20 protein-coding genes are annotated in these 26,053 nt (G+C 68.3%); 11 read left to right on the top strand and 9 right to left on the bottom strand.

Translation table 11 applies throughout. The features are described 5' to 3' along the window. Nucleotides 1–495: 495 nt before the first annotated feature. The gene (locus RM1_RS20795) at nt 496–1,278 is read left to right on the top strand and encodes a glycoside hydrolase family 19 protein (protein WP_072753595.1); all 783 of its coding nucleotides are present in this window, start codon (nt 496–498) and stop codon (nt 1,276–1,278) included. 462 nt (nt 1,279–1,740) lie between these two features. Further along, nucleotides 1,741–3,858 (top strand): VanW family protein, encoded by a 2,118-nt coding sequence (locus RM1_RS20790; RefSeq protein ID WP_083576875.1) that lies wholly within the window; start codon nt 1,741–1,743, stop codon nt 3,856–3,858. 19 nt (nt 3,859–3,877) lie between these two features. On the opposite strand, the gene RM1_RS20785 is transcribed toward RM1_RS20790, so the two are convergent. From RM1_RS20785 to RM1_RS20770, 4 genes are all read right to left on the bottom strand, one after another. After that, a complete protein-coding gene (locus RM1_RS20785) occupies nt 3,878–5,059 on the bottom strand; it encodes an oxygenase MpaB family protein (protein WP_072753593.1) in 1,182 nt (393 codons plus the stop codon). A 266-nt stretch (nt 5,060–5,325) separates the two neighbouring features. Beyond that, nucleotides 5,326–7,161: an acyl-CoA dehydrogenase gene (locus tag RM1_RS20780; protein ID WP_072753592.1), complete on the bottom strand. Its 1,836-nt coding sequence runs from the start codon at nt 7,159–7,161 to the stop codon at nt 5,326–5,328. Nucleotides 7,162–7,258: 97 nt separating this feature from the next. Beyond that, nucleotides 7,259–7,867, bottom strand: coding sequence for a class I SAM-dependent methyltransferase (locus tag RM1_RS20775; RefSeq protein ID WP_072753611.1), 609 nt, complete (start codon nt 7,865–7,867; stop codon nt 7,259–7,261). Between the two features lie 35 nt (nt 7,868–7,902). Then, nucleotides 7,903–9,015, bottom strand: a complete 1,113-nt coding sequence (locus RM1_RS20770; protein ID WP_072753610.1) for a glycoside hydrolase family 183 protein — start codon at nt 9,013–9,015, stop codon at nt 7,903–7,905. Between the two features lie 142 nt (nt 9,016–9,157). On the opposite strand from RM1_RS20770, the gene RM1_RS20765 reads away from it, so the two are divergent. Beyond that, nucleotides 9,158–10,135, top strand: coding sequence for an isopenicillin N synthase family dioxygenase (locus RM1_RS20765; protein WP_072753591.1), 978 nt, complete (start codon nt 9,158–9,160; stop codon nt 10,133–10,135). A gap of 157 nt (nt 10,136–10,292) precedes the next feature. Then, entirely contained in the window at nt 10,293–11,318 is a 1,026-nt protein-coding gene (locus RM1_RS20760) for a beta-ketoacyl-ACP synthase III (protein ID WP_072753590.1), read from the top strand. A gap of 128 nt (nt 11,319–11,446) precedes the next feature. Here RM1_RS20760 and RM1_RS20755 read toward each other — a convergent pair whose 3' ends face one another. The 5 genes from RM1_RS20755 to RM1_RS20735 form a co-directional block, all read right to left on the bottom strand. Continuing rightward, nucleotides 11,447–11,959 carry a hypothetical protein gene (locus RM1_RS20755; protein WP_245816522.1) on the bottom strand — a complete coding sequence of 171 codons (513 nt, stop codon included), beginning with the start codon at nt 11,957–11,959 and terminating at the stop codon, nt 11,447–11,449. Between the two features lie 326 nt (nt 11,960–12,285). After that, on the bottom strand, nt 12,286–14,013 hold the full coding sequence (locus RM1_RS20750; RefSeq protein WP_072753588.1) for an Ig-like domain-containing protein: 1,728 nt from the start codon (nt 14,011–14,013) through the stop codon (nt 12,286–12,288). Nucleotides 14,014–14,048: 35 nt separating this feature from the next. Next, the gene (locus tag RM1_RS20745) at nt 14,049–15,782 is read right to left on the bottom strand and encodes an Ig-like domain-containing protein (RefSeq protein WP_072753587.1); all 1,734 of its coding nucleotides are present in this window, start codon (nt 15,780–15,782) and stop codon (nt 14,049–14,051) included. A 229-nt stretch (nt 15,783–16,011) separates the two neighbouring features. Further along, entirely contained in the window at nt 16,012–16,215 is a 204-nt protein-coding gene (locus RM1_RS20740; protein ID WP_027502787.1) for a cold-shock protein, read from the bottom strand. A gap of 122 nt (nt 16,216–16,337) precedes the next feature. Then, nucleotides 16,338–16,679: a hypothetical protein gene (locus tag RM1_RS20735; RefSeq protein WP_072753586.1), complete on the bottom strand. Its 342-nt coding sequence runs from the start codon at nt 16,677–16,679 to the stop codon at nt 16,338–16,340. A 149-nt stretch (nt 16,680–16,828) separates the two neighbouring features. On the opposite strand from RM1_RS20735, the gene RM1_RS20730 reads away from it, so the two are divergent. From RM1_RS20730 to RM1_RS20695, 7 genes are all read left to right on the top strand, one after another. Beyond that, entirely contained in the window at nt 16,829–17,074 is a 246-nt protein-coding gene (locus tag RM1_RS20730; RefSeq protein WP_072753585.1) for a hypothetical protein, read from the top strand. A gap of 16 nt (nt 17,075–17,090) precedes the next feature. Then, nucleotides 17,091–19,205, top strand: a complete 2,115-nt coding sequence (locus RM1_RS20725) for a DNA/RNA non-specific endonuclease (protein WP_072753584.1) — start codon at nt 17,091–17,093, stop codon at nt 19,203–19,205. A gap of 30 nt (nt 19,206–19,235) precedes the next feature. Next, complete coding sequence (locus RM1_RS20720) at nt 19,236–20,465, top strand: zinc metalloprotease (protein WP_083576873.1); 1,230 nt, start codon at nt 19,236–19,238, stop codon at nt 20,463–20,465. 16 nt (nt 20,466–20,481) lie between these two features. After that, complete coding sequence (locus RM1_RS20710; protein ID WP_072753583.1) at nt 20,482–20,793, top strand: hypothetical protein; 312 nt, start codon at nt 20,482–20,484, stop codon at nt 20,791–20,793. Then, nucleotides 20,790–22,016, top strand: a complete 1,227-nt coding sequence (locus tag RM1_RS20705) for a M28 family metallopeptidase (RefSeq protein ID WP_245816520.1) — start codon at nt 20,790–20,792, stop codon at nt 22,014–22,016. The genes RM1_RS20710 and RM1_RS20705 overlap by 4 nt, the downstream gene beginning before the upstream one ends. A 143-nt stretch (nt 22,017–22,159) precedes the next feature. After that, nucleotides 22,160–25,303 (top strand): DUF4185 domain-containing protein, encoded by a 3,144-nt coding sequence (locus RM1_RS26555; protein ID WP_072753582.1) that lies wholly within the window; start codon nt 22,160–22,162, stop codon nt 25,301–25,303. Then, entirely contained in the window at nt 25,300–25,950 is a 651-nt protein-coding gene (locus RM1_RS20695; RefSeq protein ID WP_072753581.1) for a hypothetical protein, read from the top strand. The genes RM1_RS26555 and RM1_RS20695 overlap by 4 nt, the downstream gene beginning before the upstream one ends. The last annotated feature ends 103 nt before the right edge of the window (nt 25,951–26,053 follow it).

The raw sequence follows: 26,053 nt of genomic DNA, 5'->3' as shown, positions 1-26,053 counted from the left end.
TTGTGTGGGACACAAACCGACCGCCCCGCCGCTGCGGGGACGTCGAGGCGGCCGGCTGCGTACCGGCCGGGTGACGACGCCGGCCACGATCTCGCCGTCATGTGTGGGAGCCGGGGATTTCGGCCCTCGGCAGTGCCCGATCAACGCGATGATATGAGCGAATCTCATTGCAGCAAGCCGATACTGGGAAATGTCCGGCGTCGACCCGTTCGTTTCGGACGCTGCCGACTGCCCGAGGTTTCGGTGAAGAAGGCCGCCGCGCCGAGCCGGCCGAGTGGCACCCCGGCCGGCGGGGAATGTCAACCCGACACACCGCTATGTCAATTGTGACGCTCATCGCAATTGGTTGAAATCTGGGTTACCTGGGACGTTACCTGGTTGTGACCTAATTGCTGCGTGACGGTGACTTGACAGGGACGGCGACGTTCTCTGGGGAGTGCCCGCGGCACCGTTCGGAGGCCGATCACCATTCGGTCGAATCTTGGAGCACGACCCTTGCATGTTTCACGATCGCGCCATTTCGGCGTCGCCCTTGCTGCCGCAACCCTGATCGCCACCGGCGCCGCAGTTGCCGGACCCGGTGGTGTCGCCAACGCCGCCACCGCTGTCCCGGCCGGGTTCTACGGCCCCCTCGACGCGTCCGCGCCCCCTCGGGCCGTGGCTCCTGCCGCGGCGGAGCCGGCGCCGGCCGAGCCGGCCGCTGAGCCCGCCCCTGCGCCTGCGCCGCCGCCGCCCGCCCCTGCGCCGCTCGCCGTCACTCCTGACGACCTGGCGCGCATCGTGCCCGGCATGCCGGCGGAGAAGATCGCGGAGTACATCGCGCCACTGAACGCGGCGATGGCGCGCGGCGGAATCGACAACCCCGTCCGGCAGGCGGCGTTCATCGCGCAGCTCGCCGTCGAATCCGACTCGTTCCGTACCTTCGAGGAGTACGCGTCCGGTCGCGCCTACGAGGGTCGAGCGGACCTCGGGAACACCCAGGCGGGCGACGGAGAGCGCTACAAGGGTCGCGGCGCCATCCAGATCACCGGCCGCCACAACTACGAGAGTGTGAGCCAGTTCACGGGTGTCGACTTCGTCGCGCATCCCGAGCTTCTCGAGGCGCCGGAGAACGCGTTCAACACCGCCGTCTGGTACTGGACGTCGAGGGACCTCAATCAGGTCGCCGACTCCGCGGGAATCGTTCGGGTGTCCGAGGTCGTCAACGGTGGCCATCACGCCCTCGAGCGGCGGGTGGCGGACTTCCAGCGCGGTCTGGACGTTCTGCTCCGCCCGTGACATCCGCCACTGAAGGGGCCGTGTGGTCTCGTTGGCAAAGGTGCTCGCGGAGAAGGGATCCGGTCGTGGTGCGATTTGCGCAGGTGACGCGGCCCCATCCCGAATCCTGGGATGTCCGAGAAGATTTCTGACAATGGTTGTAACGGGATCTCGACGTCGCTCGATACCCGTGTAGTCCCGCGTTGCAGCCTGACCCCCGACCCGGTTGCAGCGCGGGACTACCCATTTCCGCGTGTGGGTGTCCGCCTGATTGGACGCCCGACCAACATTTGCGCCAAAGTTCCCGAGGGGCCGAATCATTCGTGGTGAGGCCGCCGCGCTGTCCGGCGATCACCTCGCCTGGAATCAGTCGGTTCCCGGGTCCGGCGACTCGACGAATCGGCGCCCCCACGCGCGCCGCGTTAGTCTGGACCTCGGATAACAGGCGGTTGGCCCAGCGACAATTCGGTAGGAGGGGCCAGGGTGACGGACGGTAACGGCGGGAGCGGTAGGCATGCGAACGGGCATGTCGCACCCCCGACCGAAGATGGCGGGAAGGTGCCCGGCCATTCCGTCGGCGACGCCGATCGCTCCGAGACGGTTCGCATCGTCGTCGACCAGGCCAAGGAATCCGAGGTCCCGACAGCGCGGATCGAGCGCCCACACCAGACGCAGGTAGACCAGGGTGACGGCGGCCCAGACGAGGCCGCGACGACGATCATTCCCGTCGTGCGCTCCGATCAGCCCGCGGATGCGTCGTCCGAGTCCTTCCCGGCGCAGGCGCAGGCCTACAGCGACGTGCCCGGCGCGACCACCGCGGCCGCAGCGCCGCCGGATCCCGCCGCCCCCGGACCCCCGCCCGTCCCGCCGGTGGGACCGCCGACGGGTCCGCAGGACGGCCAAGGGGCGCCGCAGCCCGGGTCACCGGGCCGATCCCCGCTCGTCAAGATCGCGATCGGCGCCGCGGCGCTGGCCGCGGTCGGGCTCGTCGCCTACGGGGCGGACTACGTCCTGTCTGGCGATTCGGTCCCGCGGGGCGTCACGGTGGCCGGGGTCGATGTCGGTGGGCTGAGCACTGCCGACGCGGAGGCGAAGCTGCGCGCGCAGATCGGACCGAGGGTCGACCAGCCGGTCCCGGTGCAGGCAGGCGAGGTGCAGACCGACATCGTGCCGAGCGAGGCGGGTCTCGCCGTCGACTGGTCGGCCACGCTGGACCGGGCCGGTTCCCAGCCGCTGAACCCCGTCACGCGGTTGACCTCGCTGTTCTCCGAGCGTGAGATCGGCGTCGTCACCACAACCGACCCGGTGAAGCTTACCGAGGCGATCGACGGGATCCGGCTGCAGACCGACCGTGCGCCGCTCGAGGGCAACGTCGTGTTCGAGGGGGCGACACCGATCGCCGTCACGCCCCGGCAGGGCCAGAATCTCGACGGACAGGCCGCTGAGACCGCCTTCGCGGAGAACTGGGCGAACGGCGACGGTGTGGACCTGCCCGTGAGCGTGGTGCCCGTCTCGGTGGGGCAGGACGGCGTGGACCGGGCGATGAGCGAGGTCGCGGTCCCGGCCGTGGCGGCGGATCTCGTGGTGACCGGTAGGGACAACAAGTCCGCGGTGTTGCGTCGGGACCAGGTCGGCGGCGTGCTCACCTTCGCCCCCGACGGGAACGGTGGACTCACCCCGCAGTACAACGTCGACGCGGCGATCGGGCTGCTCGCGCCGCAACTCGCAGGTACCGAGGTGCAGCCCAAGGACGCGACCTTCAGCCTGACCGGGGGCGCGCCGACGGTGGTGCCCGCGGTCACCGGCGACCTGGTCGAGTGGCGCAAGACCCTCGAGCAGCTGCCCGCGCTGCTTGCGCAGACGGGACCGCGCACCACGGCCGCGGTCTACGAGCAGAAGCCGCCCGCACTGACCACGGCCGCCGCGGACAAGCTCGGCATCCGGCAGGTCATCGGCGAGTTCACCAGTGGCGGCTTCGAGTACGCCTCAGGGGTCAACATCCGTTTGGCGGCGAGCGAGATCAACGGCGCCGTGGTCAAACCGGGGGAGACGTTCTCGCTCAACGGGCATACCGGTCCGCGTGGATCGGCGGAGGGCTACGTCGAGTCCGGGGTGATCAACAACGGCCGTCCCGCGAAGGCGGTCGGCGGTGGCATCAGCCAGCTCGCCACCACGCTCTACAACGCCGCCTACTTCGCTGGCATGGAAGACGCGGGCCACACCGAGCACAGCTACTACATCTCCCGGTACCCCGCGGCCAGGGAGGCCACCGTGTTCGAGGGTGCGATCGACCTGAAGTTCAAGAACGACTCGCCGACCGGTGTGCTGATCCAGGCCTTCGGGACCGGATCCGATGTGACGGTACGGCTCTGGGGAACCAAGACGGTGGACGTGCAATCCATCCCCGGGGAGCGGTCCGCACCCACCGACCCGAACACCGTGACCCTGCCCAAGGGACCGGGCTGCATCGCCTCGAGCGGCGCGAAGGGCTTCACCACCAGCGACACCAGGGTGATCACCGATCACGCCACCGGACAGGAGATCTCGCGCGACACCCGCACCGTCAAGTACGACCCGGTGCCCATCGTCAAGTGTGAGTAGCGGTTCGGGGAGCGGCGGCTCAGGCCGAGTGGGCGATCTGTCCGATCGGCGGTCGCTCGCCGCCGAGCAGCCGTCGGTGGGCGTGCTCCAGCTGGCGTTCCGCGCGGGCATCGACCCAGCGCTGTCCGCCGGGTAGCCGGGCGATGACGCGATGCTTGGCGGTGTTCGCGGCGGCCCGCCACACCGGGTACCACGGCGGCCGCATCGGCACCCGGAGCGCACGCACCCCCGCGGGACCGAGCAGCGTGGTGGCCAGGCTCAGTCCGCGCTCGTAGTCGTAGGTGCGACGGATCCGCTGGAAGTTCTTGTGGTGGATCAACTTCGGTGAATCGATCAGTGACTTCGCCAGCGCGAGGCTGTTCGCGTCCGCGGCCGGGGATGCGATCCCGATGTGATAGATCATCCGCCGGCCGTCGGCCTCGGTGAACGGCAGCCAGTGCTCGTCCACGCCCATCAACCAGCCGACGTAACACCACAGGTGCATCGCGGCCTCGGCGTCGGCCCTGGTGTAGCGCATGCCGAGGACCCGGGTGTGGATGAGGAAGGTGGTCGAGAACAGTCCGAGGGTGCCCGCCTGGTCGAACTGGTTGATCGGCAGTCCGCGCAGATCGCTGCGCCACGCGGGGTCGTGCTCGTGCTGGTAGTTGAGGAACGCGTGCATCGCCCGCACGTGCACGGTGAGCTTCCAGCCCTCGCCGAAACGGTCGAGTCCGCCGGGCGCGGTGACCCCGCGCCACCACACGCTGGTCTCGGAGACCCGGTGCAGCGTCTGCTCGCCGGTGAGTTTGCCCGACGCCATCAACAGCGGCAGCGGCCCGGAGTTGTTGTAGCCGCCCAGAAGTGAGCCGTAGCCGAGGACAAGGGAAGCGTCGAGGCCCACCCTGCGCAGCACCCGTGCGCCGTGCGCCAGCTTCGCCTCGTCCACCCAGTCGGGGGTCCGGGTCAGCATCTCGAAGAACTCCCGCAGCTGCTCCGGCGGATCGGGGATCGAGTCGATGCCGCGGTCGAGGGCCTGGCGGAACATCGGCATGGACACGATGTGGTCCTCGCGGATCGCCCGGACCAGCGCGTCGCCCGGTTCGTCGCGTTCCATCAGCGCCCGGCCGAGCCGGTCGCGTTCGCCGACGCTGGGGTCCGGCGCCGAGCCGACGAGCAGGCGCAGGGGTGCCGCCACCCTGCGCGCGGCGATCGGATCCCGCATGAACCGTCGCGGTGCACCTGATCCAGTCGTAGCCGACAGACTCTTCGTCACGATGCGCCCTTCGTTCGGAGTATCCCGGTGCCGCAGATCTGCTCGCGGGCCATGGTCAACATGCAGGATGACAACGCATGTTGTCAATACCTGATCCGGGCCGAGGTGGCCGCGGTTCCTCCGGTACGGAAAACGGCGATGCCGCACACCGTGTCGATGTGCGGCATCGCCGTTGATCCGGTTCGGGCCCGTGGGCCCGGTCGAGCTCGTGCCGATCAGAACGCGGCTTCGTCGAGCTCCATGATGTCGTTGTCGGTGGCCGCGATGATGGCGCGGCTCGCGGTCAGCTCGGGCAGCACGTTCTTCGCGAAGAAGGACGCGGTGGCGACCTTGCCCTCGTAGAACGCCTTGTCCTTGTCGGCGGCACCGGCGTCGAGCGCCTTGATGGCGATCTCGGCCTGCTCCAGCAGACGCCAGCCGATGAGCAGGTCGCCGACGGACATCAGGAAGCGCACGGAACCGAGGCCGACCTTGTACAGCTCGGTGGTCTGCTCCTGCGCGCCCATCAGGTAGCCGGTCAGGGTCGCGGCCATCGTCTGGACGTCCTCGAGCGCGGTGGCGAGCAGTGCACGCTCCGACTTGAGGCGGTTGTCGGCGTCCTCGCGCTCGATGAACTTCTTGACCTCGCCCGCCACGTGGGCCAGGGCGACGCCACGGTCGCGAGCGATCTTGCGGAAGAAGAAGTCCTGCGCCTGGATCGCGGTGGTGCCCTCGTACAGCGAGTCGATCTTCGCGTCGCGGATGTACTGCTCGATCGGGTAGTCCTGCAGGAAGCCCGAGCCGCCGAGGGTCTGCAGGCTGTCCGTCAGGTACTGGTAGGCCCGCTCGGAGCCGACGCCCTTGACGATCGGGAGCAGCAGGTCGTTGACGCGGAACGCCAGGTCCTTGTCGGCGCCGGAGACCTGCTTGGCCACGACCTCGTCCTGGTGCGCGGCGGTGTAGAGGTACACCGAGCGCAGGCCCTCCGCGTACGCCTTCTGCATCGCGAGCGCGCGGCGGACGTCCGGGTGGTGGGTGATGGTCACGCGCGGCGCGGCCTTGTCGGTCATCTGGGTCAGGTCGGCACCCTGCACGCGCTCCTTGGCGTACGCCAGCGCGTTGAGGTAGCCGGTCGAGAGGGTGGAGATGGCCTTGGTGCCGACCATCATGCGGGCGTGCTCGATGACGTCGAACATCTGGGCGATGCCGTTGTGGACCTCGCCGACCAGCCAGCCCTTGGCGGGGATGCCGTGGCCGCCGAAGGTGACCTCACAGGTCGCGGAGGCCTTGAGGCCCATCTTGTGCTCGACGCCGGTGACGAAGGCGCCGTTGCGCTCGCCCAGCTCGTTCTTCTCGAAATCGAAGTGGGTGGCAGGCACGAAGAACAGGCTCAGGCCCTTGGTGCCCGGTCCCGCGCCCTCGGGGCGGGCCAGGACCAGGTGGAAGATGTTCTCGAACAGGTCGTCGGAGACCGCCGAGGTGATGAACCGCTTGACGCCCTCGATGTGCCAGCTGCCGTCGTCCTGCTTGATCGCCTTGGTGCGGCCTGCGCCGACGTCCGAGCCGGCGTCCGGCTCGGTCAGCACCATGGTGGCGCCCCAGCCGCGCTCGACGCAGGTCTCGGCCCACTTCTTCTGCTCGTCGGTGCCGTTCTCGAACAGCACACCGGCGAACGACGGGCCAGCGGCGTACATGAAGGCGGCGGGCTGTGCGCCGAGCAGCATCTCGGCGATGGCCCAGACCACGGTGCGGGGAGCGGCGACGCCGCCAATCTCCTCCTGCAGGCCCATCCGGTACCACTCGCCGTCCCACATGGCCTTGAAGGAGGCCTTGAACGACTCGGGCAGCGCCAGCGTGTGGGTCTCGGGGTCGAAGACGGGAGGGTTGCGGTCCGCGTCGGCGAACGCCTCGGCGAGCGGGCCCTCGGCCAGCTTGGCAACCTCGCCGAGCATGGTGCGGATCGTGTCCGCGTCCAGGTCGCCCCAGGCGCCCTCGCTCAGCGGCTTCTCGAGACCGAGTACCTCGAAGAGGTTGAACTCCAGGTCACGGACGTTGCTCTTGTAATGGCCCATGTCTTTTTCTCCCGGTGAGACGGTGCGGTCTAGCTGTGTCAAGTACCGCCCAAGTAGCTACTCGTCGGTAACTTAGCCGATATTACTCGGCATTCAGTTAGCTGCCAAGAGAGGGCCGCCTTCCCACGACCAGTGCATCGATCGCGGTGCCGGTATCGGTGTGTCGGTACCGCCGCTCCGCGACCGTCGGGATCACCGCGTCGCCCAGCTCGTCGACCAGCTTCGTTGGGGTGTATAGGATCTCGATGTCCTGTGGCCCGCCAACGCCCTCGGAGATGTTGGCGGCGTCGTGCCCGAGGACCATCAGCGTGCCGCCCGGCCGGAGCGCGGCCGCGGCCCGACGCAGCAGTTCTGGCCGCTGATTCGGCGAAAGATGCAGGTAAACGACGAGAACAAGGTCATACTCCTGCTGGAATTCGATCTTCGTCACATCGCCGTGCATCCACTCGAGTCGTTCGCGCACGGACCGCGGCAGTGGTGCGGCGGCCCTCGCCCCCTTCTCGAGTGCCACCGAGGAGAAGTCCACCGCGGTGACCTGCCAGCCACGAGTGGCCAGCCACAACGCATTTCGGCCCTCGCCGCACGCGAGATCCAGGGCCCGTCCCGTGGGCAGGGAGGTGGCGAACTCCATCACCACCGCGTTGGCAGGCGCACCCCAGACCAGGTCCGTGCCTGCGTACTTCTCGTTCCAGTCCTCTGCGTCCATTGCGGTGACGGTAGCGGTGCGCTGCCGGCCTGCGTTCACCGATTGAGGGTGGTGCGCATCAACAGTACGTTGTAGTTGGAGTGCACGGTGGTGAGGTAGTACAGATCGGGGCCGGTGGACCAGGGATGGATGTACGCCCCGTAGGCGGTCGGCAGCTCACGGGCGTCGAGCAGTACCTCCGGGGGGCTCCAGGGGCCGGTGGGTGTCGGTGAGCGCCGCATCACCACGGAGTTGAAGTTGTCGGTGGTGAGCATCAGGTACTGGCCGAGGAACTGGTTGTACTGCACGGACAGCTCGGCGACACCGCCGAACACGATGGGTGCGGCCGCGTTCGGGTCACCCTTCTTCCACTCGTGTCCGTTCCAGTACTCGTAGGCGCCGAGGTCGCGGATCTGCTTCTCCGGCACCCGGGCCAGATGTACGAGTCCACCGCGGCCCGGCGGGGTGCCGTACTGGTAGACGAAGCCGCCGTCCTTGACGAAGGCACTCATCTGGAAGTTCCGATTGCCGTCGGTGGCGGGGCGGTTGGTCTCGGGGGCGACGGTCCAGTTCTCCCCGTTGTCGGTGGAGAACGCGAGGCCCGAGTAGTTGGTGTCCCACCGGCCCGGCTCGCCCCAGTTCCTGACCGACATCAGCGACATGTACTGCACGCCGTCCACCGCGACACCGGCGGTCGGGATCCTGCTGATCTCCACGTACGGGATCTTCGGGCTGGGGATCAGTTCCTTGGCCTGGCCGAGGAAATCGCGCGGTGAGCTGTCAAAGCTCATGCCGTCGGCGAGATTTCGATCGGCGCTGCGGAAGAGGGTGTTGCTCCGCCACGACCAGAGGCTTCCGTTCAAGAGGTTCGGGATGCCGAGCCCGGCCGAATCGCCGAACGCGGTGAGCACCTCGCCGTTTCCGTTGTCCCACATGATGCCGAGGTCGGTGCCGAGGACGTTGGCGTCCTGGGTTCGATTGGGGCTGAGCAGGCCCGTGGCCTGGGCGACGGCCGAGGATCGGCCGTTCAGTACCGGCAGCCCGTTCGTCCCGTTGAGTCCCGGGATCGGGTTCACTGTGTTCGGATCGGCCGAGGCGGGACCGGCCAGCAGGAGCAGCGCCGCCGCTCCGATTGCCGAGACCTGCACGAATCTCTTGGAAGTTCCCACGATCACACCACCCCATCGACGTTCACCGCGACTGTTGGTCATGGACACCAGTTCCCGTGGCGTGAGCGGCGAAGCGCACGCCAGGTAGATCCTAGTAATGAATGGCCCGGATTGCAGGGATTCACGGGGATACCCTGTATTCATGTTGCCGGTGGTCGACTTCGGCGAACTGACCAGTGCGCGGGGGCGACTGGCGTTGCGCCGCGCGACGCACGAGCTCGGTTTCTTCTACCTGACCGGGCACGGCGTGCCGAGGGCGCTGATCGACGAGGTCCTCGATGTGGCCCACAGATTCTTCGCGCTGCCGGTCGAGGAGAAGATGTCGATCGAGATGCTCGGTAGCCCGCATTTCCGCGGCTACACCCGGCTCGGTGGTGAACTCACCGAGGGGCGCACCGACTGGCGGGAGCAGATCGACATCGGGCCCGAGCGCGCGGCGATCCCCGATGCGGTCGGGTACTGGAATCTGCAGGGGCCGAACCGCTGGCCGAAGGTGTTGCCCGAGCTGCGGGAGACCATCATCCGCTGGGACGCCGAACTGTCGCGGCTCGGCCTGGAACTGTTGCGGGAGTGGGCGGTCTCGCTGGGTGCGAGTGCCGACGTGTTCGATCCGGCGTTCGCGACGGACCCGGCGACCCTGATCAAGGTGGTGCGCTATCCCGGTCATCGGGTCGGCGAGGTGGCGGACCAAGAGAGTGACCAGGGTGTTGGTGCACACAAGGATTCGGGCGTGCTCACCCTGCTGCTGGTCGAGCCGGGGTCGAGTGGATTGCAGGTGGAGGGACGCGACGGTGGTTGGATCGACGCCCCGCCGATGCCGGGGGCCTTCATCGTCAACATCGGCGAACTGCTCGAGGTGGCCACCGCGGGATACCTGAGGGCAACCAGGCATCGGGTGCTCTCGCCGCCCGGATCGCCCGAGCGGATCTCGGTGCCCTACTTCTTCAACCCCGCGCTCGACGCGGTGGTGCCGGTGCTGACGCTGCCCGCGGAGCTGGCCGGCCGGGCGCGCGGGGTCAGCACCGACCCGGGTAACCCCATCTTCGACACCTACGGCGCGAACGCGTGGAAGAGCAGGGTGCGCGCGCACCCGGACGTGGCGGCTCGCTGGGGGTACTGAGCTGATCGGACGCCCATGTGAGCGGTTGTGTACTGCATCACCATTGTGGGCTGTATCACCGTCCAGTTGGTTTGGGCGCTACGGTGTCGAGCGAGGAGAGTTCGTGGGTTTCGCCCGAGCATCCCGAAGCGGAACTTTGAGCAAGAGGAGATAGACCATGGGTGCAGTGATCGCGAACTCCACCGAAATCCGTAACACCGCCATGCTCGGACTCGGGGTGCACCGACCCGAGCGCGTGGTGACGAACGAGGAGATCTGCCAGTCGATCGACTCGACCGACGAGTGGATCCAGTCGCGCACGGGGATCAAGGAGCGGCGGTTCGCGAAGGCCTACCCGGAGGAGTCCGTGCTGGACATGTCCGAGTCGGCGGCCCGGTCCGCGCTCGCGGCCGCGGGAGTCGAGCCGGCCGAGCTCGACGTGGTCATCCTGGCCACGTCGACCTACCCGATGCAGACGCCGCAGGGCGCGGCGATCCTCGCCGACATGCTCGGCGCAGGCGGCCCCTCGGCCTTCGACGTCGCCGCCGGGTGCGCAGGCTTCTGCTACGCCCTGGGAGTGGCCTCGGACCTGGTCCGGGCGGGCACCGCGAACAAGGTGCTGGTGGTCGGGGTGGACCGCATGACGGACTCGACCGAGCCCACCGACCGCTCGGTGCGGGCCATCTTCGGTGACGGTGCGGGCGCTGTGGTGGTCGGCGTCTCCGACGAGGTCGGCATCAGCTCGACGGTGTGGGGCTCCGACGGCGCGCAGGGCCGCTCGATCCGGCAGGAGCCGGACTGGGTCGGCTTCGCGCAGAACCCTGCGCAGAAGCGCCCCTGGATCATCATGGAGGGCACCGCCGTCTTCCGGTGGGCTGCATTCGAGATGGGCAAGATCGCCAAGACGGTTCTGGACCGCGCAGGCCTGCGGATCGACCAAATCGACGCGTTCGTGCCGCACCAGGCGAACCTGCGTATCAATGACGTGATCGTCCGGTCGATCGACCTGCCCGAGGGCGTTCCTGTCGCGGACGACATCATCGAGACCGGCAACACCTCGGCTGCGTCGATCCCGCTCGCCATGGAGAAGATGCTGCGCACCGGTCAGGTTCAGCCCGGCGCGACCGCGCTGCTGCTCGGATTCGGCGCCGGCCTGTCCTACGCCGGCCAGGTCGTCAAGATGCCTGCGCTGGCCGAGAGCTGATCGAGGCGGGGGCACACCCCGCGCCCGGCAGGGGGCATCCTCGCGCGAATTCGTGTTGGGGGTGCCCCTTTTCGGTCCGTCGCTCCCTGCCGGTGGTCAGGACCAGAAGTCATCTGCTTCGGGTCAGATCAGGGCGCGAACTTCCCGACGGCGTCGAGGTTGGCGAACACCTCACCGGCCGTGACGAGGTTGGCACCGGCGGTCTCGTTGAAGGCCTGTGCGAAATATGGGGTGAAGCGGAACGGCCAGTACGTGGGGCCGATCCCGCCACCGTGCGGCGTCATGAGCGTCGGCATCATCTCGCCCATGTTGTAGGTGGCCACCATCCTCTCGCCCTGGGCGACCCCGTTGACCTTCACGGTCCCGTAGGCGCCGTCCATCCGCAGCCAGATGTTCTCGACCGAAACAGAGTTCCCGGTCTTGCCGACGAACCGCGGCCCGCCGGGGTAGTACACACCCATGCACGCGTCGACATAGTTGGTGTGCGAGCCGATCGGCAGATAAAGGCCGGTCTTCGCGGGCTTGGCCTGGAACGGCGTGATGCCTTCGACCGCGATCTCGTTTTGGTTCAGCAGCCCGACGATTCGCGGGGGGAAATCGAAGTTGGCATATCCGAACGGCGTGAAGTACGGCATTCTCATGCACTCGGCCTGAGCGGAAGCCAAGGGCGCCTGAAGAGATAGCGCCAGAACCAGGACGATCGCCCCGGCGACCGCTCCTACAAACGCACGAAAGATACGCATCTCTGCTCCAATCTTCGTGATTGTTCGGCGTGGTGCCGGGCGACGAGTAGCGCCACCAGCGCCAAAAGCCTCAGATGATAGGTTACGCGCCCCGAATCTGGCATCAAATCGCCATTTTTCTCCCGGGGCGGCGCATCGGCAGGGCCGCGAACAGGCCCGCAGGACGAGAAACGGCGGGTGCGTCACCGAAAGGCGACGCACCCGCCGTGGGGCGAGCGGTTCGATCAGGAGCCGAAGATGCTGCCCGCCGAGCCGCTACCGCCGCCGGGGGTGCCAACTGCGGTCACGTTGACCACGTGCGCGTCCGAGGTGGAGCCCAGGAATCCCGCCGCACCGCTGTAGACGGCGGTGATGCCGTGCGCGCCGACGGCGCCGAAGGCATGCGACAGCGTCGCGGTGCCGTTGGCAACCGGCACCGGGGCGCCGATCGCGGTGACACCGTCGAAGAACTGCACGGTGCCACCCGCCTGGCTCGGCGCCACGGTGGCGGTGAGCGTCACGGCCTGGTTCTGGGTGGCCGGGGTCGGGGCGTCCAGCGTGGTGCTGGTGGCCGTCTCGTTCGGCGCCGGGACGGAGACCGTGATGGTCTTGGCCGCCGCCGTCGAGGGGGCGGAACCGGGCGCACCGCTGAACGAGGCGGTGATCGAGTGGTTGCCCGCGGAGTCGAAGGTGTGCGCCAGAGTGGCCACACCCCCCGCGACGGTCACCGGGGCGCCGATCGGGGCGCCCCCGTCGAGGAACTGCACCGTCCCGCCGTTCGGCGCGGGCGCGACGGTCGCGGCCAGGCCGACCGACACCCCGGTCTTCGCGTGGGTGGGCGTGGTCAGCACGGTGGTCGTGTCGACGGTGGCGACGCTGACCTCGACCGAGCGCGGCGCCGAAGTCGAGGGCGCGAACCCGGGTGCGCCGCTGTAGACCGCGGTGATGGCGTGCGCGCCCGCGGCTGTGAAGGTGTGGCTCAGGGTGGCGGTGGCGCCGCTGAGGGCGACCGGTCCGCCGATGTTGTCGTCGCCGTCCTTGAACTGGACAGTGCCGCCCGCGGGGGCGGGGCTGACGGTGGCCGTGAGATCAACGGCCGCGCCGGTGTTCGCGGTCGCAGGCGCGGCGACCGCGGTGGTGGTCGTCGCGTCCGGCGGGGCGGTCACGTTGATCGTGGCCAGCGGGCCTGCGCCCGCGTTGAGCGGGACGCCGCTGCCGGGGTCGGTGCCGTTCTTCGGCACGCACCGGGTGGCGGACCAGTAGGACACCGAGAACACCGGGTCCTTCTCGCGGACAAGAGAGGTGAAGAAGTTCTCGTCGGCCTTGTAGTTCGCCGCCGCCCCGGTGGTGCGGAGCTTCGGCGTGACCACGGATCCGGCCGGGCCCGCCACGGCCGTGACCTCGATCGCAGGCAGTCGGTACGAGGTGTCGCCGGAGCCCGCGTTCACGACGATGCCGCCCTCGGCGCCGTCGTTGGTGGCGGGTCCGTTGCCGACGGTCTCGTTGTTGCCGGACAGGCGCAGGATCGTGCCCGTGGCGGAGGGGCTACCGTTCTCGGCCACCCGGGTGACCGTCGGCGCCGACCCGGCGAGGTTGACGCCGGTGCCGGGAACCACGGTGGCAGAGACGAACTGGGCGCCCGCGGGGATCTCGTAGTCGAACTTGATCCTGGACACGCTCGAACGGATGCGGAGGTTCTCGCCGTTGCGCGCCAGCGTCATCGTGTCGGGCTGAAGGCGGTACGTGAAGGTCTCGCCGGTGACGACGCTTGCCGGTGCCTCGACGGTCACGCCGGTGCTGATGGACTTGTGGGTGTTGTCCAGCAGGCTCTTGAACTTGCCCCAGCACGCGGCGTCGAAGCCGGTGGTGGTCGGCGCCGCGGAGGCCGGGGTGGCCAGTAGCAGTGCGCCCGCGGTCAATCCGGCGGCCGCGAGGGCCGCCGCACCGCGGCGCAGGGGGGTGGGGGATGTCAAAACAACTCCTGAGGGGGTGGGTCTAGGGGGTGTGATCAGGAACCGAACGGGCTGCCGGCGGATCCGCTGCCGCCCGGGGTCCCTGCGGCCGAGGCGGTCACCGCGAAGGGTGAGGACGTGGAGGCCACGAATCCCGGCGCCCCGCTGTAGACGGCGGTGATGCTGTGCTCGCCGGCCGAGGTGAAGGTGTGCGACAGGATCGCGGCGCCGTTCACCACGGTCACGGGTCCACCGATCGCGGTGGTGCCGTCCATGAACTGGACAGTGCCGCCGGCAGGGGAGGGGGTGACCGTCGCGGAGAGGTCGATCGGCGTGTTGACGGTCGCCGTGCTCAGCGCGGTCACCTTGGTCGCCGTTGCCGCGTCGGTGGGAGCGGGGGCGTTCACGTCGATGGTCTGCGAGGCGGAGTTCGACGCCAGGAATCCGGCGCTGCCCGAGTAGGAGGCGCTGATGTTGCGGTGTCCGGTGGTGGTGAAGGTGTGCGCCAGGGTGGCCACGCCGCCCACGACCTCGACGGGCGCGCCGATCGGGGTGTTGTCGGCCTTGAACTGGACGGTGCCACCCGTCGGGGCGGGCGCGATCGTCGCGGACAGGCCGACGGCGGAGCCCGTGGTCGCGGTGGCGGGGATGGTCAGGGTGGCGGCGGTGGCGACGTCGACGGGGGCCGGGCCCTGGACATCGACGGTCGCGACCGCGGAGGTGGAGCCGGTGAAGCCGGTCGTGCCGCTGTAGACCGCGGTGATGGAGTGGGCGCCCGCGGTGGCAAAGGTGTGGCTGCGGGTGGCGTTGCCGCCTGCGAGGTTGACCGGCGCGCCGATGTTGGTGTCGCCGTCCTTGAACTGGACCGTGCCGCCGCTCGGGGCGGGCGCGACGGCCGCGGTGAGGTCGATCGCGGTCCCCGTGGTCGCGGTGGCGGGCGCGGTCACGGTCGTGGCGGTGGCCACGGCGGCCGCGACGACGTTGACGGTGGCCAGCGGTCCGCCGCCGGCGTTGAGCGCGCCACCGCTGCTGTCCTTGGGCACGCAGCGGGTGGGTGCCCACACGGTGCCGACGAACGGGGCGCTGGCCTTGGCGAGGGAGGTGCTGTAGTTCTCGTCGCTGTTGTATCCGGCGGCGTTCCCGCTCACCCGCAGCTTCGGGGTGATGGTGCCCGCGGCGCCCGCCACGATCGTCACGTCGACGGCGGGCAGCTGGAAGACGCTGTTGCCGCCGGAGTTGCTGGTGCCGTCGAGGTTCTTCTTCAGCTTGGGGGCGGTGATGCCGCCCTCGCTGTTGCCGCTCGCGGACGGGCCGTTGCCGATGGTCTGGTTGTCGCCGGAGAGGCGCAGGATCGGGCCGGCGGCGTCGACGGTGCCGGAGGTGCTCACGCGAAGCACGTTCGGGGCGACCCCGCCGAGGTTGGCGCCGGTGCCGGCCGCCACGACGGCGTTCACGAACGTCGAGTTCGCGGGGATCTCGAAGTCGAACTTCAGCCGTGACAGTCCTGCGGTGGTGCCACCGGACTGGGAATCCGGGTAGGAGCCGGGGCCCGGCTGGATCCGGTAGGTGAACGTCTCGCCGGGCGCAACGGTCGCGGGCGCGGTCACCGAGGCAGATGCCGCGACAACCTGATGCTGGGGACCGGCGAGCGAGGTCGACGGCGTGGCCTGGCACGCGGTCTGAAAGTTGACCGTGCCGGCGTGCGCGGGCGCGCCGATGAGGGCGAGTCCGGCGGTCAGGGCGAGGACGCCGACGGGCGCCACAAAGTGGCGCAGGGTTGAGCTAGGCATGGTGACCCGGTCTTTCGGAGAGGGGGGGTGAGACCAAAGATCCGAGTAGAGCACAGCCGGGTCAGGGAGATGACGAAAATGAGTGAAATGATTGAACGTTTGTCCAAGTCCCCTGGTGGGGGCCGGTCCGGGCCAGGAAACGCCGAAGGGCGCCTCCGTGAACGGAGACGCCCTTCGGAAGGTCTGACGGGTCGCGCCGTGTGGCGCGCGCCCGGAGACTTGAGTCGCTTTAGACGGTGCGAACGCCGGTGGCCTGGGGGCCCTTCTGGCCCTGGCCGATCTCGAACTCCACGCGCTGGCCCTCGTCGAGGGACTTGAAGCCGCTGCCCTGGATCTCGGAGTAGTGAACGAACACGTCGGGTCCGTCACCGTCCTGCTCGATGAAGCCGAAACCCTTTTCGCCGTTGAACCACTTCACGGTGCCTTGTGCCACGTTATTACTCCTGTTACTGCGAGCCGGATCCTCAGGTCGAGAACCCTGGTCTCGAGTAAAGGATGCCACCTCGATGGCGCTCCGTCTACGGCGGGGAGTACTTTGTGGGGTTCTGAGCGCTCCTATCGGGGTGCCGGACGCCTGCTTCCCACGAACTCGAGGGCCTCCCTGGCCAGCGAGATCCAGGTCCGGTCGTCGTCCATGGTGACCGTCAGCCATTCCCTCATCGGCCGTCCCTTGCCGGCCTCGAACGTTCCGCCCATTCCGCTCCCGACCAGGGCCTCCACCCGGGCTCTCGGCAGCTTGACCACCAGTCGGCCGCTCGTGAGCATGGCGAAGATCGAGCCGTTGACCTTGAGTGCACCCGATCCGAAGCCCCGCCGGGTGCACTGTTCGGGCACCGTCACGCCCGCGAGGCCGGCGAACTCGTCGACCAGCGCGGTGAAGCGCTCCTCGGGGTCCACGAATCAATTCGACCGCGTTCGAGGGCCCCACGCAACCCTGCCCGGCATTGCCGATTCGAGTAGTCGGGTACTCATGTGATATCGGTCGCGCGCCGGGAGACTGAGTGGTGGGCCCGCATGATCAAGGGCCGTTCCACGCGGAGAGCGCCATGAACGACATAGCCGTGCTGTTGCCGGGTGGCACCGAGCCCGCGACGGTCGAGCTCCTGCCCCTCGAGTCGAGGTTCGCCGACGGTCTGCCGCCGGACTTCTTCGCGCCGAGAACGCGCCGTCGGTCGACGACCGTGGACAGGCGCGACGACCGCCGATCGCGGCGGTACTCGAGCGCAGCGACCGTGCCGTGGCCGGGTAGGACGCCGGTCGAACCGCGAGCAGATCGGCACGGCGGGGCGTGAGTCGAAAGGAATCGTGATGACGATCGTTACTCCTCGGCCCCGGGGAGGACAGGAAAGTGGCAGTGCCGCAGGGTATACGGGGACATTCGAAACGGAACGCAGGCGACAAGCCGAGGCCGCCGCGCGGCGCGCGCGAGAGCGGGCCCAGCAACGGGGCGAGCATGTGAGCGTGCTGTCCGAGCCCGGCGGTGTCGCCGCTGCGGACACTCCCGAGCGCATCGCGAAACGGCTCGACCGGCTGAGCCGTTACTACGCCGGTGAGGAGCCGTCCGCACAGCCGACGGTGGACCCGCCGGAGACCGTGGTCGAGGAGGCGCTGAACCGGATCAGTGACGTCGCCGATGTCGACGGCAGCGCCGAGGTCGTGCTCGAGAAGATCATCAACACAGCGGATTTCGTCGGCGTCCGGTATCTCGACGCCGGTGTGGCGGCGTCGCGCGCCGTCTGTCGGGTGGTCATTCGCGATGGGCGTGGGATCGACCAGGGCTTCGGGACGGGGTCGCTCGTCTCGCCCGCGCTGATGCTGACCAATCATCATGTGCTGCCGAACGCGGACACGGCCCGCAACAGTGTTGTCGAGTTCAACTTCCAGGACGGCATCGACGGCAAGGAACTGCCGAGGCAGACCTTCCCGCTCGACCCGGGAGCCTTCTTCGTCGCGGATCGTGAGCGGGACTTCGCCCTCGTCGCAGTTCGCGGCAGGCCCGAGTTGCTCGCGCCGTTCGGCTTCAACCGGTTGATCGAGTCGGAGGGTAAGTCGATCATCGGTGACTTCGTCACGATCGTTCAGCACCCAGGAGGGGCCAAGAAGCAGATCGCCCTGCGCGAGAACCGGATCGTGGACGTTCCGGAACGGTTCCTGCACTACTCGGCGGATACCGAACCGGGGTCGTCCGGATCTCCTGTCTTCAACGACCAATGGGAGGTCGTCGCCCTGCATCACGCGAGCGTGCCCGCGCCGGCGCACACCGAGTTCGGTGGGGTCCTGAACGAGGGGGTGCGGGTCAGCCGGATCCTCCAGCACCTCCGCGGCCTCGACCTGCCGCCCGCGTGGCGTCGACTCGTGGACGAGGTCTCTGCCGCAGAACGGGTGGAGCGGGTGACCCCGGCGGTGGACCTGCCGACGTCCGACGCCACATGGCGGGGGCAGAGTTCCCGTGAGGGCGAGGTGACAGTGCAGATTCCACTCGAGATCACCGTGCGCGTCGGTGCCTCCCGAAGCGGCACCTCGCAGTCCGTGACGGGCGGATCGCCGCCGATTGCCGTCGACGGATCGTCGATGCAGGCCGTCGGAGCCGAGCCGGAGGCGATCTCCATCGATCCCGATTACCGCAACCGTGGTGGCTATGACGCGGGGTTCCTGCGCGTACCGCTGCCGTTGCCGGAACACGGCGGGGCGCTGGAGGCGGTCGCCTCCCCGGAGTTGCGCTACCACCATTTCAGCGTCGTCATGCACCGGACCAGGGCGCTCGCGATGTTCACCGCGGTGAACATCGACGGCAAGCAGTCGCAGGACCTGCGGCGCGAGGGCGACCGCTGGATCCTCGATCCCCGGCTGCCCGCGAACCAGCAGACCGGCGAGGCGGTCTACCGGGACAATCCCCTCGACCGTGGGCACCTGGTGCGCCGGCTCGATCCGGCCTGGGGTCCGTCCGCGAAGGCAGCGAACGACGACACCTTCCACTTCACCAATTGCTCTCCGCAGCACCACGATTTCAACGCGGGCAGCACACTCTGGCTGGGGCTGGAGGATTACATCCTGAACAACGCCGACAACGCCGACATCGCGGTCAGCGTGGTGTCGGGGCCGGTGCTTGCGGCCGACGACCCGCACTACCGCGGGGTGTCCCTGCCCCGGCAGTTCTGGAAGGCCGTGGCCATGGTCAGGCAGGACGGTGAGCTGTCCGTCACCGGCTACCTGCTGAGCCAGGCGGCCCTGCTGGAGGAGTTCGCGGAGGGGGAGGAGTCGTTCTCGTTCGGCGCGTACCGCACCTTCCAGGTCCCGGTCCGGCGGATCGCCGCGTTGACCGGGCTCGGCATGGACGCGTACGTCGCGGCCGACCCGCTCGAGCGGATCGAGGCAAGCGCTCTGCCGAGGGAACTGATCCGCCCGCAGGACCTCATTCTCTGAAGGTCAACGCCCACAAAGGAGTTCATCGCCATGACCAGCAACGATCCCAGTGTCGGACTGCCGACTCGCCGCAAGTGCGGAGCGATGGAGGTGCACCGCAGGTTGCTGACCGAGTCGGAGTCGTACCGCATCGCGCGCTCGGAGATCGAGAATCAGACGATCGAGTTGGAGTCGACCGGTGCGGCCGCGGCCCGCGGCCTCGCCAGGATTCCGGTCGTCGTGCACGTGGTGGCGCACACCCAAGAGCAGAACATCTCCGATGCGCAGATACAGAGCCAGATCGAGGTACTCAATCGGGATTTCCGTGCCGCCAACGCGGATATGTCGACGGTGCCCGCCGTCTTCGCGGATCTGGTCGGCGACGCGCAGCTCGAGTTCTTCCTCGCGACCGCCGATCCGCTGGGTCGGCCGTCGAACGGCATCACCCGCACCTCGACGAACGTCGCCGCGTTCGACCAGGGTGACGGCGTCAAGTTCGTCGAGAGCGGCGGGGCCACCGCCTGGCCCGCCGAGCGGTACCTGAACATCTGGGTCTGCCAGCTCTCCGACGGACTGCTCGGCTACGCACAGTTCCCCGGCGGCCCGGTCGCGACCGACGGCGTCGTGATCACCCACACCGGCTTCGGGACGGTTGGCACAGCGGCAGCGCCGTTCGACCTCGGTCGCACCACCACCCACGAGATCGGTCACTACCTCAACCTCTTCCACATCTGGGGTGACGACGGCACCGGCTGCCGCGGTAGTGACGAGGTCGACGACACGCCCAACCAGGCCGGTTCCAACGGCGGCATCCCGACCTTCCCCAGGGTCACCTGCAACAACGGCCCCAATGGAGACCTGTTCATGGACTACATGGACTACACCGACGACGCGGGGATGGTGATGTTCACCAAGGGGCAGGTCGCCAGGATGACGGCGTGCCTGGACGGTGCGCGCAGGCAGTTGTGGACCGAGCGGCACGAACCGGAACCGGGGCTCCCGCGAGTGGAGGCCCCGGCAGGCCAGGCGCCTGCCACGGGAACCTCCGCGTCCGCCATCGGTCAGCCGACGGTGGTCACCAGCCGTTCCGGTCGCATGGACGTGTTCGTGACGGGGGCGGACGGCGCCGTCCACCACAAGTGGTGGGACGGCTCGGGATGGCGCCCCTCGCAGGACGGCTGGGAGTCTCTCGGCCGACCCGAGCCCGCCCCGCGAACCGCCTGGCATCCGGGCGACGGTGAGGTGGCGGCGGCACCATCGGATATGTCGGCCGCCACGTAGGCGCGGTGAGTACGGCGTGACGGAACTCTGTGGACGATGGGTCCATTCGTTCGAGGAGGACCACGACGGGATTCGCGTGTACCGGCCGGCCGGCTACGACTTCCCGCGGGCGCGCGGCCGCGACGGGATCGAGTTCCGCCCGGACGGCTCCTACGTCGACTGGGCGATCGGCCGGGGTGACGCCGGTGAAGCCCGGGACGGGACCTGGGAGTCGAGCACCGAGAACGGAGGTCTCGAGGTGACCACGGCGGCGGGCGAGCACCGCGTCGTCCGGGTGGTCCGGATCGACAAGGATCGCCTGGAGCTGGAAGTGGGTGGGCCGCCGTGACCGGCGTCGAGTTCGCGACGGTGCCCGCAGAGTCGTTTGACAGTGCAGACACCGCCACCTCGACCGCTCGCGGCGCGCTGCGGTGGGCCCGGCTGGCCGACGAGGTCGTGGTGTGGTCCGAATCCGCCGATCCTGTCCGGCGATTCGCCGGGGCAGAGTCCCTGTCGGGACACGCCGCGGGGTTGAGCCTGGTGACTCAGGTGGGGAAGTCCTTCCAGTATGCGCACCCCGATGTGCCGGTCCTGGTCGACCATGGGCGCCACCTCGTGGTCGACGGGGGTGACGTCCCCGCGCCCACGGCAGCCGAGCGCGGGTGCTGGCGCGTCGAGGCCCTGGCCGCAGACGCTGTCGTCGTCGACCGTCCCCGCGCGGGGGCCCGGGAAACCGACCCGACGATGGGGGACCTGCTAGGGCTGCTGTCACGGTCGTCGTACGAGGGACATCTGGCGCGGATCACCGGCCCGCACACCCGGCACTCGACCAGCGGGGGGTTTCTCGCTGCGGCAGAGTCGGTCTCAGCAGACCTGAAATCCTTCGGCTACACCGTTTCCGAGCAGTCCGTCTCGGTCGGGGCGGGGGTCAGCCGCAACATCGTCGCGGACCTGGCCGGATCGAACCGCGGGTCGGTCGTGGTGACGGCGCACCTCGACTCGATCAACCACGAGGACGGAGTCGCCGCGCCTGCCCCGGGGGCGGATGACAACGCGAGCGGCGCCGCGGGTGTGCTCGAGTTGGGGCGTGTGCTGGCGACCCGATCGTGGCACCACGACCTGCGCCTGATCCTGTTCGGTGGTGAGGAGCAGGGGCTGTTCGGTAGCACCGAGCACGTGGCCGGACTGTCGGCAGGGGAGCGCGACCGGATCGTCGCGGTGATCAACATGGACATGGTCGGCAGGCGCAACACCAGTGATCCGGGCGTGCTGATCGAGGGCGCCCCTCTCTCGCGGGCCCTCATCGACGACCTCGTGGCTGCGGCTGCAACCTGGACCCGGCTCGTGGTGTCGACGTCGTTGTCCCCCTTCGCAAGTGACCACGTGCCGTTCATCGACGCCGATATCCCGGCGGTGCTCACCATCGAGGACAACGACACCGCCAACCGTGACGTGCACAGCGCGCGCGACCTCGTGTCGACGCTCGATCCTGCGCTGGCGATGGAGATCCTGCGGATGAACCTGGCGGCACTCGCGGGCCGACTGGACGGGATCCCACGCGAAGTCGGGTAGCCGACTACGCATGACGCGCACCGTGCAGGCCGCGACGATTGAGTGGTACGCGGTGCACCCTGGCGAGTGCCGCGACCGGAGCCCGCCGGGCCACTGCCCGCTGGCAACCGTGATCCGATTCCATCCTCATCGGCGAGGCAATCATGATTCGTTTCCACCCGCTGGCCCCCGGCACCTACTCGGGCGAGAGCAGCGGCTACCGGACCCCCGACCGGCCGGACCATCGCGGCGTGGACATCGCCGCGGATACCGGCACACCGATCTACGCACCCTCCGACGGCACCATCGCGCACGTCGGGATCAACGACGACCCGCAGGGCTACGGTTCCTGGCTCGTCATCGACTCGCAGAATGAATGCGGGTTGGACTTCACGTTCGGACACACGCCTCCCTCGTCCTTCATCAACCCGGACACCGGGCGGCAGTGGGAGTTCGGGGACCTAGTGCACGCGGGTCAGAAGATCGCAGTGGTCGGCAACGAGGGCGGTTCGAGCGGACCGCATCTGCATTTCGAGACCTTCGGCGCGCCCGGCCGATTCGGCGGGCCTGACCTCGATCCCAACGCGGTGTGGCTCAGGGACGCGGTCGATCCGCGCGGGGCGACGACGGGTGACGGGCAGGGCTCGCTGGTCGGCAAGCTCCTCGTGGACTTCTCGGCGGGAATCCCCACCGCGCAGCAGATCCAGTCGAGCGGGTTCGTCGGCGCCATCCGCTACGTCTCGGATCCACGCGCCGGATGGATGATCGGCAAACCCCTGCGGAAGTCGGAGGCCGACGACCTCCGCGCCCGCGGGATGGTGGTGGTCTCCAATTTCCAGTTCGGCAAGTCAGACTGGCTCGGCGGCGCGGAGCAGGGTCGCCGGGATGCCGAGCGAGGCCTCACCCTGCACCGCGAGGCCGGTGGTCCCGACACCGCGGTGATCTACGTGTCGGTGGACGCCTCGCCCAGCGAGGACCAGTGGAACACCCTCGTGCGGCCGTACCTGCAGGCATGGCAGGAGCGCCTCGGCAAGGCCCGGATGGGCGTCTACTGCAACTATCCGACCATCGACTGGGCGCTGCGCGACGGCATCGGCAGCTACTTCTGGATGCACAACTGGGGCAGCGGTGGACGGGTGCACCCGGCCGCGCACCTGCACCAGTTCGAGATCGACAAGCAGACCGTTGGCGGTGTCGGCATCGACCGGAACCGCATCATGAAGGAGCAGTTCGGGCAGTGGGCTCCGGCGGCCGAACCGATGCCGTCGCCCGTGGCAGAGCCGACCGCCGTCGCCGCACCGAGCGGATATCCGATCGCCTGGTACGGCGGTCCCGGGTACGACACCGGGCACGGCGCCTATCTGCGAATCTATCTGCACACCACCGAGAACCAGGAGTGGAACACCCGCGCCGAGAATGTCGCCGACTACCAGGCCCGCCAGCAGGACGGCAGCTACCACTACCTCGTCGACGACGAACACATCATCAACACCGTCACCACCAAGAACACCGCATGGGGCGTGCTCAGCGACAACCGCGTGAGCGTCCAGATCGCGATGGTTGGCACTTCGGGCACCGTCGAGACCTGGAGTGGGGCGAACCCGAACCGCGAGGAGCGACCCAAGACCCGAGAGCAGTGGCTCGCGCACGAGAAGAAACTCGACATGGTGGCCTTCGTCATCGCCACTGTCGCAAGGGACTACGACATCCCCATCGAGCGCGTGGACATCGGCGGGGTCGGGGCGAACCTCCGGGGTGTGAGCAGTCACAACAACTACACCTATGGCTCGGTTGTCCTCAAGGGATTCAAGGACGGTACGCACTGGGACGTTCCCGACACCTTCCCGTACGACGTGGTGCTCGGCGCGGCGAGGCGATATGCGGGCATCAAGGACGATCCGGACCGCTTTCCGCTCCCCGCCGGTCACTACTGGGGACCTCTGGACGGGCCAACCGAATCGTGGTCGAACACCTTCGGCAACGAACCGCAGTCGTCGAAGGACGGCCTCAGGCGCTGGCAGGAGGCGATCGGGGTGCCCGGATCGGGCATCTTCGACAACGCGACCAAGGCGGCCGCGACCAGAATGCAGCAGCTGTGGGGCTGGCCGGTCACCGGAAACGTCTACGAGGGCGAGTGGAACGAGGTCATCCGCAACGGGTGGCGGCTGCCTGCACCCCAGCCGCGGATGCCGGCGGCGCCGATCGACCCGGGGCCCAAGGTGCATCGTTCGAGGAAGGTCAGGGATGCCACCGGTCCCGGGTTGACCGACCGATTCGGGATGGCGGCAACCGATCTCGGCGTCATGGCGCGCACCCCGTCCGGGCGGATCCTGGCGGTGTTCGGGGACACCTTCCGCGGGCCGCGGGTCGGCGACGGCGATTGGCGTGCGCCAGTGGGGCTGTTCTCCGACACCACGATCCTGGACAACGGCATCACCTGGAGCGAGGCGGCGGGTGGTGACCCCGGGTACGCGCGTCAACTCTGGGACTACCCACACAACAATCCGGTCTTCTCCACGGTGCTGCCGTCCGACGTCATCACGGTGGGCGACACGATGTACCTGCACGCCATGGTCAACAGGGGCCTGGGCAACGTGGTGTGGACCGAGATCTGGAAGTCGACGGACGACGGCAACACCTGGCAACACTCGGGCGCCAAGTTCGATGCCGGACTGCACCGTGGGCTGGCCCAACTGTGGACCTGGGACGTCGCCGAGGACGGCTGGGTCTATGTGTTCTCCACAGGCTTTCAGCGCGACAAGCCACTGATCCTTCGGCGCGTCCGAGGCGAGCAGATCACGGACCCTGGCGCGTACGAGGGGTGGGGCTGGCGCGGGGGCGCCTGGGGTTGGGGCAACGAGCCCACCCCCGTGCTGGAGGGTGTGGGTTCGGCGGACAAGTTCGGTGAGATGTGCCTGCGGCGGATCCAGGGCGAATGGGTGTTCATCAACTTCGACTCCTCCAACGTCGGCGGATACGACATCGACGTCCGGGTCTTCCGCAACATCACCGACGACCTCTACGAGGCGCACAAGAGCACGCCGATCCGTGGGGTCGGCTGGGGGCAGGAGGGTGACGACGCGGTCGCGCAGCTCTACGGGCCGTCGATCGTCCCCGGCTCCACGCTGGACGGCGGCTTCCACATCCTGCTGAGTCAGTGGAAGACCGACGGCCCGGACGCGGGGTGGCCGTATCGCGCGATGCAGTTCAAGATCCCGGTCTCGAGCGTCTCCGGGTTCCGCGATGACGGTGCAGCGGCCACCAGCCACGGTGGGCGGACGCACCTCGCGGGGAGGCGGCTCACATGACCGGGAAATTTTCGTGGACCGGCGCCTTTCCGGCGGCGATTGCCGCGATCGCGGCGATACTGACGATGTGGCTGTTCCCAAAGAAGAATGCCGACACCACAATTCCCATCATCATCTTCGTTATCTTCGTGGCCCTGGTCATCCTCGAACTGTTGTCGCGCCGCCCTGCGCTCAGAAAGTGGATCGACGGAGATCGGGCGGAAATTCTCGGACAGTATCTCTCGAGCCGTGAGGACGGGAAGACGAGCATCGTCGACGTGGTCTACAAAAAGGGAATCTACAGCCTTCGCGGTAAGACGTTCAATCAAACCGGCAAGCCGCTGGGCGGGTGGGGATCGGAATCGCTCGACATTTCAAGGACGACGCTGAAGTACATCTATCACGGCTCACACCGGGAGGAGGGAGCCGTGTTCGGCGGCGACGGCTATGCGCGCGTGGAATTCTATGACCCGAAACTGGTTCATGGTCACTGCAGCTTCATGGATGATTCGGCGCTTGAATGGCGCCACACCGAGTACCGGAAACTCGACAAGGCGATCATCGGCAAGGTGATCGACCGTAACAAACTCGTCGCAAATGACTACCCCCTGTTCGTGCGGAAACTACGTTCCAGAACCGATGAGCAACGTGAAGCCCTGTTGATGTAGTGCTGCCGCCCCGGGTGTTCGTGCGGCGGGCATGGGCAGTACGCAACGTGATCTTCCGGGTGGGTTCCCGGTTCGATGAGGTTGGATCGACTCCCCGCCTACA

Source organism: Rhodococcus maanshanensis NBRC 100610 (genome assembly GCF_001894865.1).
Taxonomy (GTDB): domain Bacteria; phylum Actinomycetota; class Actinomycetes; order Mycobacteriales; family Mycobacteriaceae; genus Rhodococcus_G; species Rhodococcus_G maanshanensis.
This window is presented reverse-complemented; position numbering and strand designations above follow the sequence as displayed.